Annotated in this window: 13 protein-coding genes; 6 read left to right on the top strand and 7 right to left on the bottom strand. The window is 64.8% G+C overall.

Going from position 1 to position 17432, the window contains the following annotated elements; translation table 11 throughout:
- Positions 1-6 precede the first annotated feature (6 nt).
- Positions 7-1053: a LysR family transcriptional regulator gene (locus MFF64_RS28740; protein ID WP_238192968.1), complete on the bottom strand. Its 1047-nt coding sequence runs from the start codon at positions 1051-1053 to the stop codon at positions 7-9.
- A gap of 115 nt (positions 1054-1168) precedes the next feature.
- Here MFF64_RS28740 and MFF64_RS28735 point away from each other — a divergent pair, with 115 nt between their 5' ends.
- From MFF64_RS28735 to MFF64_RS28725, 3 genes are read left to right on the top strand one after another with little or no spacing between them, the layout of a single operon-like run.
- Complete coding sequence (locus MFF64_RS28735) at positions 1169-2404, top strand: ABC transporter substrate-binding protein (RefSeq protein ID WP_099901795.1); 1236 nt, start codon at positions 1169-1171, stop codon at positions 2402-2404.
- A 3-nt stretch (positions 2405-2407) separates the two neighbouring features.
- Positions 2408-3130 carry a nitroreductase gene (locus MFF64_RS28730; protein WP_238192967.1) on the top strand — a complete coding sequence of 241 codons (723 nt, stop codon included), beginning with the start codon at positions 2408-2410 and terminating at the stop codon, positions 3128-3130.
- Position 3131: 1 nt separating this feature from the next.
- A complete protein-coding gene (locus MFF64_RS28725) occupies positions 3132-3716 on the top strand; it encodes a DUF4863 family protein (RefSeq protein ID WP_238192966.1) in 585 nt (194 codons plus the stop codon).
- Between the two features lie 165 nt (positions 3717-3881).
- Here MFF64_RS28725 and MFF64_RS28720 read toward each other — a convergent pair whose 3' ends face one another.
- Positions 3882-4877, bottom strand: coding sequence for a LysR family transcriptional regulator (locus MFF64_RS28720; protein WP_238192965.1), 996 nt, complete (start codon positions 4875-4877; stop codon positions 3882-3884).
- Between MFF64_RS28720 and MFF64_RS28715 the strand changes: the two genes are divergently transcribed.
- A complete protein-coding gene (locus MFF64_RS28715) occupies positions 4846-5556 on the top strand; it encodes an SDR family NAD(P)-dependent oxidoreductase (RefSeq protein ID WP_238192964.1) in 711 nt (236 codons plus the stop codon). The two genes, MFF64_RS28720 and MFF64_RS28715, sit on opposite strands and share 32 nt — an antisense overlap.
- Before the next feature lie 1055 nt (positions 5557-6611).
- Here MFF64_RS28715 and MFF64_RS28710 read toward each other — a convergent pair.
- The 4 genes from MFF64_RS28710 to MFF64_RS28695 all read right to left on the bottom strand — a co-directional run bounded on the left by MFF64_RS28710 (position 6612) and on the right by MFF64_RS28695 (position 12528).
- Positions 6612-8204 carry an alpha-amylase family glycosyl hydrolase gene (locus tag MFF64_RS28710; RefSeq protein ID WP_238192963.1) on the bottom strand — a complete coding sequence of 531 codons (1593 nt, stop codon included), beginning with the start codon at positions 8202-8204 and terminating at the stop codon, positions 6612-6614.
- Complete coding sequence (locus tag MFF64_RS28705) at positions 8201-9148, bottom strand: phosphatidylserine decarboxylase (protein WP_238192962.1); 948 nt, start codon at positions 9146-9148, stop codon at positions 8201-8203. The genes MFF64_RS28710 and MFF64_RS28705 overlap by 4 nt, the downstream gene beginning before the upstream one ends.
- Before the next feature lie 289 nt (positions 9149-9437).
- Positions 9438-10223 carry a phosphatase PAP2 family protein gene (locus MFF64_RS28700; protein ID WP_238192995.1) on the bottom strand — a complete coding sequence of 262 codons (786 nt, stop codon included), beginning with the start codon at positions 10221-10223 and terminating at the stop codon, positions 9438-9440.
- Between the two features lie 826 nt (positions 10224-11049).
- Positions 11050-12528, bottom strand: coding sequence for a protein adenylyltransferase SelO (locus MFF64_RS28695; protein ID WP_238192961.1), 1479 nt, complete (start codon positions 12526-12528; stop codon positions 11050-11052).
- A 564-nt stretch (positions 12529-13092) separates the two neighbouring features.
- On the opposite strand from MFF64_RS28695, the gene MFF64_RS28690 reads away from it, so the two are divergent.
- A complete protein-coding gene (locus MFF64_RS28690; protein WP_099900703.1) occupies positions 13093-13743 on the top strand; it encodes a dienelactone hydrolase family protein in 651 nt (216 codons plus the stop codon).
- A 207-nt stretch (positions 13744-13950) separates the two neighbouring features.
- Here MFF64_RS28690 and MFF64_RS28685 read toward each other — a convergent pair whose 3' ends face one another.
- Positions 13951-14511: a DNA-3-methyladenine glycosylase gene (locus tag MFF64_RS28685; RefSeq protein WP_238192960.1), complete on the bottom strand. Its 561-nt coding sequence runs from the start codon at positions 14509-14511 to the stop codon at positions 13951-13953.
- A 743-nt stretch (positions 14512-15254) separates the two neighbouring features.
- Here MFF64_RS28685 and MFF64_RS28680 point away from each other — a divergent pair.
- A complete protein-coding gene (locus MFF64_RS28680; protein WP_238192959.1) occupies positions 15255-17216 on the top strand; it encodes an AI-2E family transporter in 1962 nt (653 codons plus the stop codon).
- Positions 17217-17432 lie beyond the last annotated feature (216 nt).

Genomic DNA, 17432 nt, shown 5'->3' with positions numbered 1-17432 from the left:
CTCGCATCATCGCCGTACGGAAGACTTTGGCGATCCGTGCCGGTCATCCCCGACGATGTCGGCAACGCCTCGACTGGCGCGGAACAGGACCTCGCGAAGCCAGTTATGGGCCGGATCCTGGGTCCACCGTTCGTGCCAGACCATCTGCACGGTCATCGGACGCGGGTTCCAGGGTGGCGTGGATGCGCGCGCCACGCCGGCTGCCTCGAAGGCTCGCGCCAGCGAGGCCGGGACGATCGCCACGCGGCGCGAATGCGCGATGAGGCTCGGCACCGCCAGGAAATGCGGCTGGAGGACAGAGAGGCGAGGCACCAGGCCCGCCGACTTGAACGCCTGGTTGAGGGCATCGCGATCGAACATCTCGGTCTGCCGCGTCAGGCCGCGCTCCGAGAGGTGTCCGTCCGGCACGCCGTCCTCGCTCCCGCCGACGGTGACGACCACCAGCGGATCGCGGGCCAGCGTGCGGATGTCAATCGCGCCTCCCGCGTCCGGATGATCGGGCGCGGTGACGAGGACGTCGCGGTCCTCGAACAGGGTCCGGGCGTGGAGGCGGTGCGGGATCTGCGAGAACAGGCCGACGGCGATGTCGATCTGGCCGAGATCGACCTGCATGGTCAGGTCGATCCGCGTCGCGGGCCGGATCAGGATGGACGCCAGCGGCGCCTCCGTCTCGACGATCCCGACCAGGGAAGGGGCGACGACGGCCGTGACGTGATCGGTCGCGGCGAGCCGGAACTGCCGCGTCGAACTCGTCGGGTCGAAGCATTGCCGGCCGATCGCACCCTCGATCGCCGTGAGTGCGTCGCGTACCTGCACGGCGATGGCCAGTGCCCGCGGGGTCGGCTCCATGCCCCGCACCGTCCGCACGAAGAGGTCGTCGCCGATCAGCGTCCGCAGGCGACGCAGGCCGTGGCTCACCGCCGACTGGCTCAAGCCCAGGGACTGGCCGGCCCGCGCGACGTGACGCTCGCGCATCACCGCGTCGAAGAGCCGGATCAGGTTCAGGTCGAGCCGGTTCAGGATGCTCGCCCGCGTCCCGGCATTCCTCGCCATGCCCGCCCCCCTCGTTCCGCGCGATGAATGCCAGTCATAATGAGATTGGCGAACTTGCACTTCCGCAAGAGCCTCCCGGCCGGGCATCGTTCCTCATCCTCGAAGGGAACGTGCCATGCCGGTTGCACTCGCCCATGCCCGACGCCTTCTCAAGGGGGGATCGCTGGCCCTCACGGGCCTCTGGCTCGCCCTCTCCCCGGCCGCCGCGCAGGGCGAACCACCGGTGAAGATCGGGGTCCTCACCGATCTGTCCTCGCTCTACGCGGACAATGGCGGCAGCGGCTCGGTCGTCGCCGCGCGCATGGCGGTCGAGGATTTCGGTGGCCGCGTCCTCGGGCGTCCGATCGAGGTGGTCTCCGCCGACCACCAGAACAAGACGGATGTCGGCGCAGCCCTCGCGCGCCGCTGGCTCGATGCGGACGACGTCAAGGTCATCGTCGACGTGCCGAACTCCGCCATCGCGCTTGCGGTGCAGGACATCACCCGCGAGCGCGGACGGATCTTCCTGGCCTCGGGGGCGGCGACCTCGCGGCTCACCGGAGATGCCTGCTCGCCTACCGGCATCCACTGGACCTACGACACCTACGCGCTCGCACAGGGCACCGCGCGGGCGGTCACCCGGCGCGGCGGGAAATCCTGGTACTTCGTCACGGCCGACTACGCGCTCGGCACGCAGCTCGAGGAGGACAGTCGGCGGGTGATCCAGGCGGCGGGCGGTCGCGTGCTCGGCTCGGTGCGCCATCCGATCGGCAGCGCGGACTTCTCCTCCTATCTCCTGCAGGCGCAAGGGTCGGGGGCGCAGGTCGTCGGGCTGGCGGATGCGGGCGGCGACCTCATCCTGGCGCTCAAGCAGGCGGCTGAGTTCGGGGTCGTGCAGTCGGGCCAGACCCTGGCCGGCTTGCTCGTCTTCATCGCCGACATCCACGGCCTCGGCCTGGCGGCGGCGCAGGGGTTGATCCTGAGCACCGCCTTCTACTGGGACCTGAACGACGAGACCCGGGCCTGGTCGCAGCGCTTCGTCGCGCGCACCAACAAGGTGCCGACGATGATCCATGCCGGCACCTACGGCGCAGTCACGCACTACCTGAAGGCGATGGCCGCCGCGAACACGGATGACGGCCCGACCGTCGCGGCGCAGATGCGCCGGATGCCGGTCAACGACTTCATGACCCGCGACGGCCGGATCCGCGAGGACGGGCGTCTCGTGCGCGACATCCACCTGATGCAGGTCAAGGCGCCGTCCGAGAGCAAGGGCCGCTTCGACTACTACAAGCTCCTGGAGACGATCCCGGGTGAGGACGCGTTCCGGCCGCTCTCGGCCGGCAACTGCCCGCTGGTCAAGCGGGGGTGAGCAATGACGGATCCCGACCTCGTCCAGGCGTTCGACCGCGTGATGAAGGGCCGCTACGCCAACCGCTTCTTCATTGACAGGCCCGTCCCCCACGAGACCGTCCACGCCATCCTGGAGGCCGCAAGCTACGCGCCGAGCGGTGCCAACACCCAGCCCTGGCGGGTCCACGCCCTGGCCGGCGCCGCGAAGGCCCGGATCTGCGCCGACATTCAGGCGACGCACGCGCGGGAGGCTGCGCAGCACGCCTCCGAGTACACCTACTACGCGCCGGACCTTCCCGCCCTGTACCAGGGCCGCAAGCAGAAATTCGGCCGGGTGTTCTACGGCGCGCTCGGCATCGCTCAGGACGACGCAGCCGGACGGGCGGCGCAGACCGCCAGGAACTATGAGTTCTTCGGTGCGTCGGTCGGCCTGATCGTGACGATCGACCGTCGCTTGGAGACGGGCAGCTGGCTCGATCTCGGCATGTTCCTGCAGAACGTGATGCTGGCCGCCAAGGTGCGAGGGCTCGACACCTGCCCGCAGGAGACGCTGGCGAAGTACCACCGCGTGCTGCGCCGGCACCTCCCCATCGCGCCTCAAGACATCGTCGTGTGCGGCATGGCGCTCGGGTTCTGCGACACCGCGGCGGGTTCGCGCCGCGGGGTGATGGAGCGCGCGCCGGTCGAGGCCTTCGCGAGCTTCCACGGTTTCGAGGCGCCGCCGGCGCGTGACACGGGAGAGTGAGATGAACGGACGCGAGCAGCTGATCGAGCGGAGCATCCCCTTCCTCGACGAGGTCAAGAACATGACCGCGGGCCCTGAGGTGGAACGCTGGCTCAACGAGACCTACGGACCCGGCAGCGCCCTCTACGAGGACCTGTCTCGGCTGATCAAGCAGGGGATCGAGGAGGGCTGGGCGGCTAACATTGAGGTAGGGGGGCGGCGCTACCGCCGCAGCCGGCTGTGCGACCCGACCGAGCGGACGCTGAACTTCAGCATCACCGCCGTCTACATGGACAGCCAGGACGGCCGGATGGTCATCGACGACCACGACGAAGAGCCCGGCGATGCGCAGACGAGCTTCCGTGGCGACTACCACGGCCATCCCTACGGCGAGCTGAACATGGTGGTGCCGCTCGACGAGACGGCCGTGCTCGCCGGGCCGAGCGGCTGGTGCCACGCCGGCTGGACGGCGCCGGGGCCGGGCAGCCATCACTATCCGGAAGTCAAGGGCGGCGCGCTCATCGCCCTGTTCTTCCTGCCTGCCGGACGCATCTCCTACGACGTGAAGCCGCCGGTCGAAGCGGAGACACGGCCGGTTCGGCCATAAGGGATGACGGCGCTCGCGGCTCACATCCAGTGTGAGCCCGCGCCCTCGACATCGGTCGATCCGGCTGCTCCGCACGCGCCTGGAGAGCCGGATTGATACGCTTGCACCAAGATTATATTCGGATTTATCCGTGGATTGTGCATGTCGCACTTATCATGTATATAATTAATTGAATATATCTAATTCTTGATGGAATATTGCAACGATTTCATCCACAACGACGCGAATCGTCCGATCGTCTCTGTCGCGCCTGCGGGTCAGCAGAAAGATGTCCTTGCTCGCGGGTACCGGTCCCAGATCGCAGATCCTCAGGAGGGGGTCGCTGCGGCCAATGTAATGAGGCAGGAGCGCCAGTCCGGCGCCCGATCTCGCGGCCATCGACTGCGCGAATTGATTGGCCACGCGAAAGGCGAGACGCCCGCGCGGGAAGTGTCGCGCCATCCAGGTTGCCTCGGGCAGATAGGCATCCGCTTCGTCGAACCCGATGAAGACCGGATCCGCTCCCGCCTCCACCGACCGGCAGGCGTCCTCCGTTCCATAGAACCCGTACCCGACGGTCACGAGCGGTCGTGCGAGGACATCACCGTCCTCAGGTTTCCCGAAGCGGATGGCGATGTCGGCCTCATGCCGCTCCAAGCTGACTGAGCGGTGATCGGCCGCCAGCTCGACGTCGATCTTCGAGTGCCGCAAGACCACCGTCGCCAGGCGTGACGTGAGAAAGCCGGTCGACAAGGCGGGCGGCGCGTTGATGCGGACCAGGCCGCTGGACGCTCCATCCATCAGGCCGCGACCAAGGGTCTGGGCTGCTTGCTCCATGTCGCTCGCAGCTTGGAGAACTTGCGCTCCGGCTGGCGTCAGGACGTAGCCATCGGCCCGCCGCTCGACGAGCTTTTCGCCCACGCTCTCCTCGAGGGAGCGGAGCCTCCGCGCGATCGTTCCATGGTTCACGGACAGCGTCCGCGCTGCGGCGGACAAGCTGCCGTGCCGCGCGAGGGCCAGAAAGATCCGCACGTCCTGCCAGTCGATCTCTGTGCGTTTTTTATCAGCCATTGATCGAAAATAGCGAATTTTTTCGCTCGCGACAGCGCCGTACAGGCTGGCCACCGGACAGACAGCAAGAGGTTCAGCGATGTCGGTTATCAGGAAGGTCGCGATCGTCACCGGCGCCTCCCAGGGGCTCGGCGAGGGCATCGTGCAAGGCTTCCGCGCCCGCGGCTACGGCGTGGTCGCCACCTCGCGCAAGATCCAGCCCTCGGTCGATCCGGACGTCGTGACGGTCGCCGGCGACATCGGCGATCCCGCCACCGGGAAGCGCGTCGTCGCTGCAGCCCTCGAGAGGTTCGGCCGCATCGACACGCTCGTGAACAATGCCGGCATCTTCATCGGCAAGCCCTTCACCGACTACACCGAGGAGGACTACCGGCTGAAGCTGCGGACCAACCTCGACGGATTTTTCTTCACGACGCAGCAGGTCGTTCCGGTGATGCTCAAGCAGGGCAGCGGTCACCTCATCCAGATCACGGCCTCGACCGCCGAATTCGCCAGTTCGCGCGCCCCGGCCATCATCGCGATGCTGACGAAGGGCGGCCTGAACTCGGCCACTCGCGCTCTTGCGATCGAATACGCGAAGCAGGGCATCCGGGCGAACGCGGTCGCTCCTGGTGTGATCATGACGCCGATGCACGACCCGGCAAACTCCGAAGCCCTGGCGGCCTTCCACCCGATGAACCGCGTGGGCACGGTCGAAGACATCGTCCGGGCCGTGCTCTACCTCGAAGATGCCGCCTTCTCGACCGGCGAGATCATGCACGTCGACGGTGGCTTGATCGCCGGTCGCTGATACCTTCTGGCGAGAGCGTCCCGCGGTGCTCTCCCCACTGAGGTGCGCGCTGGCGAGTTCTCCCGCTCTCGTTCAGCAGGACATGGTAATTGCTGACTTCGAAGGGCTGTCAACGAGCGTCGAGCGAACTTTCAGGCAGCCTTTGTTGAAGGTCCGAAATTGGCGCATAGCAGACTTATAGAGGCTGGCGATTGCCATGGAGCTGATAGAGTCCACCATTAACGCTTCCGTTTAACGGAAAATGCCAAGTGCATCCACGTTGCGCTTGCTGCTCAGCGCGCAATGATGTCCGCAGCTAACCTCACAAGCCCAGACATGAAAGATGGGGCAACGAACTCGCAGGGCTTGTCGACCTGGCAGTCACTGGCGTTGTCGTCGCTATCCCTGGCTAGTACGCCAGACAGAGCATCCTCCAGCTGCTGCGCTGATCGATGTGTAAAGCAGCAGTGGAGCCTTCCGGGGCTTCGCTGCTGCTATAAGCTACGGGCGCAGGGAAATGTTGGCGGCGTACCAGCGACAGACCCGCGGCCGCGATTTTGTTCCTTTGCCCCAGCCGTCGAGGAGAAGGCGGGCAGTAAGCGCAACGCGCCAGGAGCATCGTACAGCGCGTTCGAGGGGCGTCCTGCTGCCTGGCTGCTGCTGCGTCGCCCCGTCGGTCCTGGCGCATTCTGAGCCCAGCGCGACAGCTTCCGCTCTCATGGAGCAGCACCGCTATCCCATGCGGACCTTCGAAATGCCTCCGATGTTGATGACATGGGGTAGAGGGGCCAGCACGGCCATTGCCGCCTCCATCTGATGCGCTTCGAGGCTCTTATGGCCTGTCTTCAGGCATCGCGTCAGGCTGATTGCCGGCGGAGGGAGCCACGGATCGCCCGCACGCGCGTGGTGTTGGTGGAGGCCGGAGGGCATGTCCTGGCGCTGTCGGTCGTGCCGGCGAACGTGCAGACATCCGGGCGCCTCCTCTTCGTAGGAATCCGATCAACATCAACCTTCTCGCGATGTTCCTAGGCGGTTTGCCGTGTCTAGCTCGCTATTCCCTGGCTCAAACCTCTAGTTCAGCTTGGGCGAAGCCTGAACACCACGCCCTCGTTCGGCCGTAGGATTAACTCTCCGTTGCAGCGATCGCCCTCGCGGTCCAGCTGCGTCGAGAGCAGCAGCTCGCACGGCTCGCCAAGCTTTGCGCTCGCGGCATCCCCGCCAATGTTAAGCGTCACGAGGAAGCGGGCGCCGTCGCCCTCCCGTTCATACGATAGCACCGTGCCATCGCCAGACTTGGGCCTAAACCGGCCCCGGACCAGAGCAGGGTGCGCGCGCCGCAGCGCGATCAGGCGGCGATAAAGGGTGAGACTCGAATGAGGGTCCGCATCCTGCGCGGCGACGTTTCGCGCCCCGTTCGCCTCCCCGAGCGGCAACCATGGCGTCCCCGTTGTAAAGCCGCTGTTCGGAGCGGCATCCCATGGCATTGGCGTGCGCTGTGGGTCTCTGTCGCCGCTCACGTCAGGGTGATGCGCCTCGTGCGGCGCTATCGCGACGTCCTCAAGCCCGAGTTCGTCGCCGTTATAGACGAAAGCCGTGCCCCCGGCCGTGAAGGCGAGCATCGCTGCGACCCGCGCCTGTTCCCGGCCGATCCGGCTCGCCAGGCGCTGCTCGTCATGATTGCCCAGCACCCAGTTCGGCCAGGCACCGGGAGGCAGCAGATTCCGGTACTGATCTAGGGCGGCTGCAAGGGCCCGTGCATCCCAGGCCGTGTTCAGCAGGACGAAGTTGAAGGGCAGGTGGAAGGCCGGGCTGCCGAGACCGTAGTAGCGCATGACCCGTTCGGCCGGCAGGTGGGCCTCGCCAATCAGCAGGCGGTCCTTGTAACCGTCGAGGAGGCGACGCCACGCGGCTGCGACGGCGTGGGTCTCGGGCCGGTCCGAGGTGAAGGCGTGTCGAACCCCGGCCTGCACCGGTAGTCCTTCGCCCGCCAGCTCGCCCGGCGGATCCTCTCGCAGGAGGTCATCTTCGACGAGGTGGGGCACGGCGTCGACCCGGAAGCCGTCCACGCCCCGGTCGAGCCAGAAGCGCAGCACACCGTCCATGGCGGACTTCACCTCGGGATTGCGCCAGTTCAAGTCCGGCTGCTCGGGCAGGAAGGCGTGATAGTAGTATTGGCCACTGGCGGGATCTCGGGTCCAGGCCGAACCTTCCATCATCGACCGCCAGCCGTTCGGCGGCCCGCCACCGGCGGCCGGATCTCGCCATACGTACCAGTTACGTCGCGGGTTCTCGCGCGTCGCGCGGCTCTCGAGGAACCAGGGGTGTCGATCGGAGGTGTGGTTCGGGACGAAGTCGAGGACGACCTTGAGCCCGCGCCGATGCGCCTGGGTGAGGAGCCGGTCGAAGGTGTCGAGGTCGCCGAAGAGGCGGTGGACACTGGTGAAGTCCTCGATGTCGTAGCCGCCGTCGTGCAGCGGCGAAGGATGAAAGGGCGAGAGCCAGAGGGCGTCGGCACCCAGCGCAACGATGTAATCGAGGCGGGCGATGACGCCGGCTAGGTCACCAACCCCGTCACCGTCGCTGTCCTGAAACGAGCGAAGGTAAACCTGATAAATGACGGCGTCCTGCCACCAGGGCGGGACGCAATCTTCGTGCGTGCCCTGCGTCATTGGTTGTCTCCTGCCAGCCCCGGGGACGGAACCCTGAGATCGGGGTCGCTTAGGAGCTTCTCCGCTACGGGCTCACCCAAGCGAACGATAGTCTCCATACCTTCGGGGGTATGCTCCAAGATGTCGTCGCAGGGACGCCACGCGCCCGGCTCCCCGAAGATCGCCACGGCCGACCCGCCGAACTTGAACACCGACTTCTGGGCACCGCGCCTGAACGGCCGGTCGAGGGGGTGGCGCTGGACGATGCGACCAACAGTGAGCGCCCCGAACTCGACGAAGCCGAGCCTGCCGAAATGCTCGGTCTGCAGGATATTCACCTGGCGCTCGTTGCGAATATAGATGTCTGGCTTGTTCTGTACGGCTGTCCACGACACCGTCCAGATGCTGTGACCCAGCCGCTCGTGATCGAGTGTGCGTCCATTGTCTGGGTAGTGGACGTGGTGGTAGTCAACCGGCGAGAGCCGCATCAGCAGGACTGGGCCGCCGAGGAAGGGCTTGGCACGCTCGGCGTTGCCAAGGATGTCTGCGGCCGCGAGCGACTGGCCCTTCACCGGGAAGCGCTGGTCGGGCCCGAACTGCTCCCAGCCGAAGTAGCGCGCCTCCGCCGGTGCGCCCATCCGGGACGGATCGTCGGGGAAGCGGCGTCTGCCGGGCTTGAACTCGCGCACGAACCAGTCTGCATAGGAGCGGTAGCGGCGCTCCTCGAACTCGCTCATGTTGATGTGGTACTCGCGCACGAACGGCGCGATGCTGCGCCTGGTCCAGGGCGCGTCCTGGTAGAGCGCATAGAGCTTGTCGAAGAGCGGAGTGGCACGCAGCCATTGGCCGGGCGCGCGCAGCGGCCGCGTCTCGTAGGTGGTCTGATGGTCGGGCATGAACTCCTCGACCGCCTTGCCCTTGTCGCGGTCCCACAGCTTCAGTGGCTTCGGATCGGCCGCCATCATCGCTCCTCGGACGCCCCGGCCAAGCGGCGTTGGGGCCACAACGACTCCTCGCCTACACCGTTCCTCAAAACTCCGCTGGCGTCAGGTACCGCGCCGCCAATGCCTCCGCCACAGCCCAGTGCATTGTGTCCCAAACGCGCCGCAGCATCGGTAGTGCGCTACACTTCGGCCCAGCCAAACCAATAGGTTAGCCTGGACTGTAAGGTTCTCGATCCACGGCGTGCCCGTGAATTGGAGACTATTGAAGTGCGTCGCCTCAGCCTCTGATGCGGCTGGATCTGCACCGTGACTAGCTCTGAATTTGTTTCGCTTCGGAGATCCCAGTTGAATAGCGCGCTAATCCCGCCCCATGGCTAGACCGAGTATGTGGGCTGGTCGCTCGCTCCGGTCTGCGTGTCATCAGCGAAAAACGTGCGCGTGGTATGTATATGAAATCCGTCCGTGAGTTTGCACTAGCGCGAGTAAAAGCAGTATAGGTGCGAATGTGCCAAGCAGCGATTCGGGGCATGAGTAGCATGAGACCTATCGTTGCGCCTCCAAGGACGTCTGGGAGATAATGTCCGCCCGCGCTCAAAGTCGCCACTATGACGGCCATATTGAGCGACAGGATTACCAGTCCGAGATATCGGACGGATGCTAGAGCCCACGCAGTAATCAAGGCGAGGCTGACGTGAAAGGAGGGGAATGTTGCCAAGCCACGCATCTCGCTGAGAGCGATCACCTGCATGGTGCTGCTGCGTAGATTTATCAGCGGCTCCAAGTGCCAGAGGGCGCCGATGGTCTCCAGTCCATTCGGTGTAGAGGGATCAACCGCGTAGAACACATACGGCCCTACCGCCGGTAAAACCGCGGAAAGAACCACCACACAAGCCAGGGCGACTGAAAACAGTCGCACGAACGCCCAGAGACGACTGATGCGGCGAGTTGAGGCCAGGACGATAACCACGAGCGCGATCTGCGGTCCGCTAGAATGGTAGGAAAGCGCTAGCATCCTAGACAAGTGGGGGTGCCCCTCAAGGTATGCTGTGTGCGCCCGCCAGTCGAAACCGAGCACGCTCTCCACATGGACAATCATGGGATCCACGAGTGGGAATGCGAGCGTCGCCGATAGGTAATGAAGCACTCCCACGCTGCCCGTCACGGATATCAAGCAGGCAGACGAGAGCGCCATCGCACGGAGAGTTGGATGTGAGGTGGCGCGACTCCAGAACACTGCCGCAAGCAGCAGAGCTAGCGTGAGGGCTGCGAGCAACGTGAAGCCCAGCGGAGCGAGAGCGATACCAGCGATGCGCAGCCACACAGCATCGATCACAGCCACCGCGCCGACGAAGGCCCATAGCGCGGGATGTGGTGCTGCAAGCGGCGAGAGGACCGCTCGGATGTGGGGCGCGGTGCTGGCAAGCGCCCGCAACTGATCGACGTGTTGCAGCCTCATCGGCTTATGATTCTCCAGAGAGCGTGAGCATACAATGCACACAGGAATTAGTTTGCAATGATGTTTACCCAGATCGGATTTATTATTGGCTGCTAAAGCCTCACATTTGCGATGCGATCTGCTATGACGAAGTCGAATAGTTAGGAATGCATCCCGAACTCGACCAAAAAGACCCCTACAGCGGACATGCCGCCCAGTGAGAGGAGAAGGGTTCACGCTGCCGCCAGTCGCAGGCGCGAAGAGGAACGAGGCAAGGAGGAGTTTCACGTCAGCCCGGATTGGCGAGGAGAGGGGAAACGGAGTTCCTCGCTCCCAACAGGCGCACGTATTGAGCGGCTCCAGAGCATGAGGCGCTGCCGCGTGCACGACGCGGCCATGGAAAGTCCATCTGACGCCTTAATGATAAGGATTGGGCCACGCCTGCATCTCGCGCCAGGTCGACTTCGTTGTCGAGATGGACAGGGGGTTATGTCCCGCAGAATGTTTGGAGGACGCGCTGCTGCTCGCTCGGCGGCGCGGCGTAGCCCTCGAACTGCGGCTGCTCATCGTAGGGTGAGCTCAGCACGCTCCGCAACTCGGCAAAAGGCGAGAGGTCGCCGCGCTCGACCGCCGCCTCGATCACCGCTTCGATCTGATGGTTGCGCGGGATGAACTTCGGATTGACCAAATCCATCGCCACCCGGCGTTCCCCGACCGTATGGGGATCTTCGGCCAGGCGCCCGCGCCAGCGTTGGGACCAGCGGTCGTAGGCTGTGGGGTCAACGAACAGGTTTCGGACGCCCTCGTCGCCCGTCGGGTCGCTGGCAGCCGTCCCGAGATGTCGGAGTGTCAGCGTATAATCCGCCTGGTTGTCCCGCATCAGATCCAGCAGGTCCTGGCCCAGCGCCACGTCGCCGTCCCGCTCTGACGATAAGCCGAGCTTCCGGCGCAAGCCAGCGTGAAACGCCGCCTCAAACCGGGGCGCGAACGCAGCGAGCACCTCCTGGGCGGCCGCAATGGCAACCTCGGTATCCTCGGCAAGCAGCGGCACCAAGGCTTCCGCCAGCCGGGTCAGATTCCACTGTGCGACGCGGGGCTGGTTGCCGTAGGCATAGCGGCCGAGCTGGTCGATGGCGCTGAAGACAGTCGCCGGGTCGTAGGCATCAAGGAAGGCGCAAGGCCCGTAGTCGATCGTCTCGCCGGAGATCGACATGTTGTCCGTGTTCATGACCCCATGGATGAAGCCGACCAGCAGCCACTTCGCGACGAGATCGGCCTGACGCGCGACCACCGCGTCGAGAAGCACCCGATAGGGGGTCTCGGCTTCTGCCGCGCTCGGATAATGCCGGGCGATGACGTAGTCAGCCAGGGTCCGCAAGCCGTCGACGTCACGTCGAAAGGCGAAATACTGAAATGTCCCGACTCGGATGTGGCTGGAGGCGACGCGGGTGAGCACGGCTCCGGGAAGCGATCGCTCGCGGACAACTCTGTCCCCGGTAGCGACGGCTGCAAGTGCTCGCGTTGTCGGTATGCCCAGCGCGGCCATGGCTTCGCTGACGAGGTACTCGCGGATGACCGGCCCCAGCGCCGCACGCCCGTCTCCGCCACGGGAAAAGGGCGTCCGACCCGAGCCCTTGAGCTGGATGTCGCGCCGAACACCGTTCCGGTCGACCGTCTCGCCGATCAGGACGGCTCGTCCATCGCCGAGTTGCGGCACGGGATGGCCGAACTGATGTCCGGCATAGGCGGCCGCGATCGGCTCGGCCCCATCCGGTACGCGGTTGCCCGCGAGCACGTCGACCCCCTCACGGCTAGAGAGCCATTGGAGATCAAGCTGAAGCAGCTCTGCAAGCTCGTGGTTCACCGCGATAAGCGACGGGTTGCTGACCGGGGTCGGATCAACGCGGGCAAAAAACCTGTCAGGCAACCGGGAATATGTGTTGTTGAAGGAGAACGTCACATCCATCACCTTCGGTGCGAGGCCAACGATGTTCTAGCGACATCGCACGGTCCGGGCTTCCGGCCCGAATGCCTATCCGGCCGGAGATTGAGGCGAGCGCGCCGGCCGCATCACCCGCATTGCCAACGTCCGAGCTTCTGCCAGGTTCGTCTCGATGAGGCTTCGGGACGCCGTAAAAGGGCTACGAGCGTCTCCATCCGATCTCGTTCGGTGACGTTCAGAGCGGGATCCGGCTCTGGCGCTCGAAAAGGCCGGGGCGCCTGCTCGAACCGGTCATGAAATGGTTAGGCCAACGCCGCACTACCTTTGAACCCAGACCATCTCGTGAGAAGCCGATCAATGTTGAGCCGCGCAGCGAAAGATTCTGCTTCGAAAGCACGAACGAGCTTTTCGAGGCTTGGTACCGAAGGCCTGAAATGGATCAATCGAAGCCTCCGGGACCCTGTGCTCTGCACCGGACGTCCTGAATGCGCTCCGGCGAGACCGGCGCGCATCCATTCTGTCATGTGAGAGTTGAAGCTGCCTGGGCGCCAGCGGCCTTGCCCGCGATGCATGAACACGGATCTAGAAATGCTGAGCTTCGCAAGCGGAGAGACGGACATTGAGGTCGAGTGGTTCGGCGCGCCAGACAACGGTCTAAGCATCGCTGGACCTGCCGTCCTGCTCCTACACGGCGCTGATGGACTGACCTTTGTGGATGGCTACCGCCTCGCTGCACGCACCATAGCCGCTTCGGGCTATCATGTCGCCTTCGTGCACTACCTCGATCGCACAGGCGACCGGCGCGTCAACTATAGCAGGCTCAGGCAAGACTTCCCACTCTGGGTCGGGATCGTGCGCGACGCGTTGAGCTGGCTAGCGCAACAACCCGGCGTTGATGCCGAACGCCTCGGCATCGTGGGCATCTCGCTCGGTGCCGCGTTGGCGCTCGAGACGGCTGCCTCCGATGGGCGTGTGAAGGCCATAGTGGACTATTTCGGTCCCCTGCCGGAGGATCTCGCTGCACGGCGACCACGCCTGCCGCCGACTTTGATTCTGCATGGCGCCCGGGATGCCATTGTGCCGGTGTCCCAGGCCTACAGCATTGAGCGCCTACTCAAGGAGCAGGGCACTCCTTACGAGATCCAGATCTACCCAGATCACGGGCATGGTTTTACCGGAGCGGCTCAGTTCGACGCGGCTGTGCGCACTGAGCATTTCCTGGATCGGTTCCTGCGCTGAGGGCTGAACACCGAGCGAAAGGCCCGACTCTTGATTTGTCACGCGCCTCGTGCGGATCGCGGGGGAGGGGGGCACCATTGTCGATCGTGCGCTTGAAGCTCTGGTCAATTGTCACAATGCGAGCTGGTATGGTCCGAAGGTAAGCGTGGCCGTCGTCGCCCGTCTCGAAACCATTGACGGCGAAGCGGGTTCCAACGGCGAGTACGTCTAATTAGGCGACGGTGGCCGGCTTGCGAAACGTGAACCTGCGAGCAGGAACCGCCAAGGCGTTTGAGCGCCGCGCGTGATGCCAATGCGAGGACCAGACACGACCATGACCGGCCCCTCTCTCCCGGAAAGATGAAAGGGCGCGCGGTCGATGGGCCAACCATCGTGCGCGCCGGTAATGGCCAGGGCTTGGCAAACGCGACCCGGGCCGGAGCAGAGGAGGCGTGGCGCCGTCGTGCGCCGACGTGCCGCCATCTGATCAAGCCCCACCGTCGGAGCGAGCGCCCTCACGAGCACCGCGCTGCCGACCTCGCAGACGATGTTCATGCACCAGTGCAGCCCATACGATCGGTACACGTAGGCGTGCCCCGCCGGGCCGAACATGCTGGCGTTGCGCCGTGTCGGCCCCGAGAAGCTGTGCGAGGCAGGGTCGGATTGATCGTAGGCTTCGGCTTCCACGATGATGCCACCCACTCCGTCGACGAGAAGGCGGCATCCGATCAGATTAGCGGCCGCAGTCGCGGCAGGACGTGCGAACCAAGAAGGGGGAATTTGGGTCATAGCAGCTCTAGAAATAGCCAGTCTGTCGTCTCAGCCACCTCGCACATCGAAGCAGCGCGAACCTGCCAGGCCGCAGGGGCATTTCATCCGAATGAACGTGAGTTGTCCCATGCCCGACACAACGATCCAGACTGAGGCGCTCTCCGAGGCGGCGTACGACCAACGCACCGGGCACCTCACGTCGAAGCTTAACGGTCGAATCGCGGCCAAACGGCACGAGGGTCCCGCGCAGGAGCTGCATGCGCCCGGCCTCGAAGAAGCCGAGGAGCAATCTCAGGTAGAAAGTTCATCTAGCGAGCCTCACAGCGCGCCGGCCATTAGGCCCCAGCCACACAGTGAGCCGATAGGATGATCTCGTTCAGCGCTGGCTGATGGCCAACAATCTGGTTTAGGAGCCCTATCGCGGTCTAACGCAAGTTCAGCTGAACTCAGGTGAATGCCGCAAGCTAACTCTCATTGGACCCGCCGCCGCGTGGCTCTGAAGGTCCGGCCACGCCAGGTTCGTCGAGGTACGGCTGGATCCAGTGCTGCCTGGCGGCCGTGGCGGGCCAAGCTGGTCCGTTTCGGCGGCTCTCATCTCACGTCGAGCTCGGCAGAACGAGGCCGGCCTGCGGGGAGGGCATTAGGTGCTTGAACATGCCCCCGCAATTTTCGCCGATGTGAGGTGATCTAGGCACCAGCTCGGTGCGTTACCGGCGAGCCCTCAGCCGGCGTCCGCTGGGTGCAGCCTCCCGGAGCAGCGTATGTCACGAGATCCCGGCCGTGCCTCACTTCATCCCACCCGCGTGCCTCCGCCCGCCACGCCCGGCACCTCCGGGCTTGCTACCCTCGCCGTCGCTGTGGTCGTGGTCGCCGCTCTCTATCTCGCTCGCGAAGTCTTCATTCCTCTCGTCCTCGCCGTTCTGCTGAGCTTCGTCCTCACCCCCGTCGTCAACCTCCTGCGCCGCTTCCACCTCGGCCGCGTGCCCTCCGTCATCGCCGCTGTGCTCCTCGCCCTCGGCATTATCCTGTCCATCGGCAGCGTCATCGGCCTGCAGGTCGCCGACCTCGCAAAGAACCTGCCCGAGTACCAGACCACCGTGCAGCGCAAGGTGGCAGGCCTGCAGGAGGGAATGCTCGGGCGCGCCAACGAACTCATCCACCGCTTCAACCGCCAAGTCAGTGAGGCTTCCAACCAAGCCGCGGCAACCGACACCCCCGTGGCTCAGTCAGGCGGGCAGACACCCAAGCCCGTGCTGGTGAAGGTGCAGGAGCCCGACCCGTCACCGATCGTTATAGCCGAGAAGGTCCTCGGCCCAATCGTCTCGCCGCTCACCACGGTCGGCATCGTGCTGGTGGTGGTGATCTTCATCCTCATGCAGCGTGAGGACCTGCGCGACCGGCTCATCCGTCTGTTCGGCTCGAACGACCTGCACCGCACCACCATGGCGATGGACGATGCTGCGGGGCGGCTCGGCACCTTCTTCCTCGCCCAGCTCGGCATGAACGCCGCCTTCGGCGTAATCGTGGGCATCGGCTTGTGGTTCATCGGGGTGCCAAGCCCGATCCTGTGGGGCGTGTTCTCGGCGCTGATGCGCTTCGTGCCCTACATCGGCGCGCTGATCTCGGGCGTATTCCCTGTGGCGCTCGCAGCCGCGGCTGACCCAGGCTGGTCGATGGCGATTTGGGCTGCAGCCTTGTTCCTGATCGCCGAGCCCCTGTTTGGGCAGGTGGTCGAGCCGCTGCTCTACGGCCACTCGACGGGCCTGTCACCGTTCGCGGTAATCGTCTCGACCCTGTTCTGGGGCTTCCTGTGGGGGCCGATCGGGCTGATCTTGGCCACGCCGTTCACCGTCTGCCTGGTGGTGCTCGGCCGCCACGTCGAGCGGTTGGAGTTCCTCGACGTACTGCTCGGCGACCGACCACCTCTGACGCCCGTTGAGAACTTCTATCAGCGCATGCTGGCGGGCGACCCCGACGAGGCGCAAGAACAAGCCGAGCTGTTGCTCAAAGAGCGCTCGCTGTCGTCCTACTACGATGAAGTGGCGCTTAAGGCGCTGCAGTTGGCAGCCAACGACTATCAGCGCGGTGTGCTCGAGACTGAGCAGCTCGACACGATCCGGCAACTGACGCAATCGCTGGTGAGGGAGTTTGCCAAGCGCCCAGATGAGGTGCCGGAGGTTGCGGGAACCGACAAAGCGGGCGCCGAGGCGTCGCTGGCCGAGAAGGAGCACCCGAAGAACGAGGATGTACCGGGCCAGGCACCCGAGCCCGCGATGCGGCCAGCCGTGTGGCAAGGAGAGGCACCCGTTATGTGCATCGCTGGGCGAGGGCCGTTGGATGAGGCGGCCTCGTCGATGCTGGCTCAGCTCCTCGGCAAGCACGGCCTCGGAGCGCGGGTCGTGCCGCACGAGGCGGTGAGCCGCGATAACGTGCGCACGCTCGACGTGACGGGCGTAGCGATGGTGTGCATCTCCTACCTCGACATCAGCGGGAACCCAGCACACCTGCGCTACCTGCTTCAGCGGTTACAGGAGAAGGTGCCTGGCAAGCCAATTCTGGTGGGCCTGTGGCCTGCGGAGGATGCGATCCTCACTGATCAAGCGCTGCGTCGACAAGTGGGGGCGGACTACTACGTAATCTCGCTGCGCCAGGCCGTTGAGACGTGTCTGGAGGCTTTGCACAAGGAGATGGCGCCGGCTATGCCGTCACGAATAGTCAGATAGGTGCAGTCGAAGGCTACCCCTAATTCTGTTTAATGTTGTCAGCAGTGGCGGGGCCTTCACCTATTTCCGGGCTCAAACTCGCGAAGTGTCAATGCCCAAGCAGATGTCGCCTTGCATCGGCGCCGCAGAGGGCAAGCGCAACACAATGCTATGAACATAGCGCGTAATTACTCAGGGGTGCGCTCGGTCGCGGCGTGAGGCCGGCGAGGAGCCGAT

This window comes from Methylobacterium frigidaeris (assembly GCF_022179185.1).
GTDB lineage: Bacteria > Pseudomonadota > Alphaproteobacteria > Rhizobiales > Beijerinckiaceae > Methylobacterium > Methylobacterium frigidaeris.
Note: the sequence above shows the minus strand (reverse complement) of the source record. Positions and strands in the feature narration are given on the sequence as shown.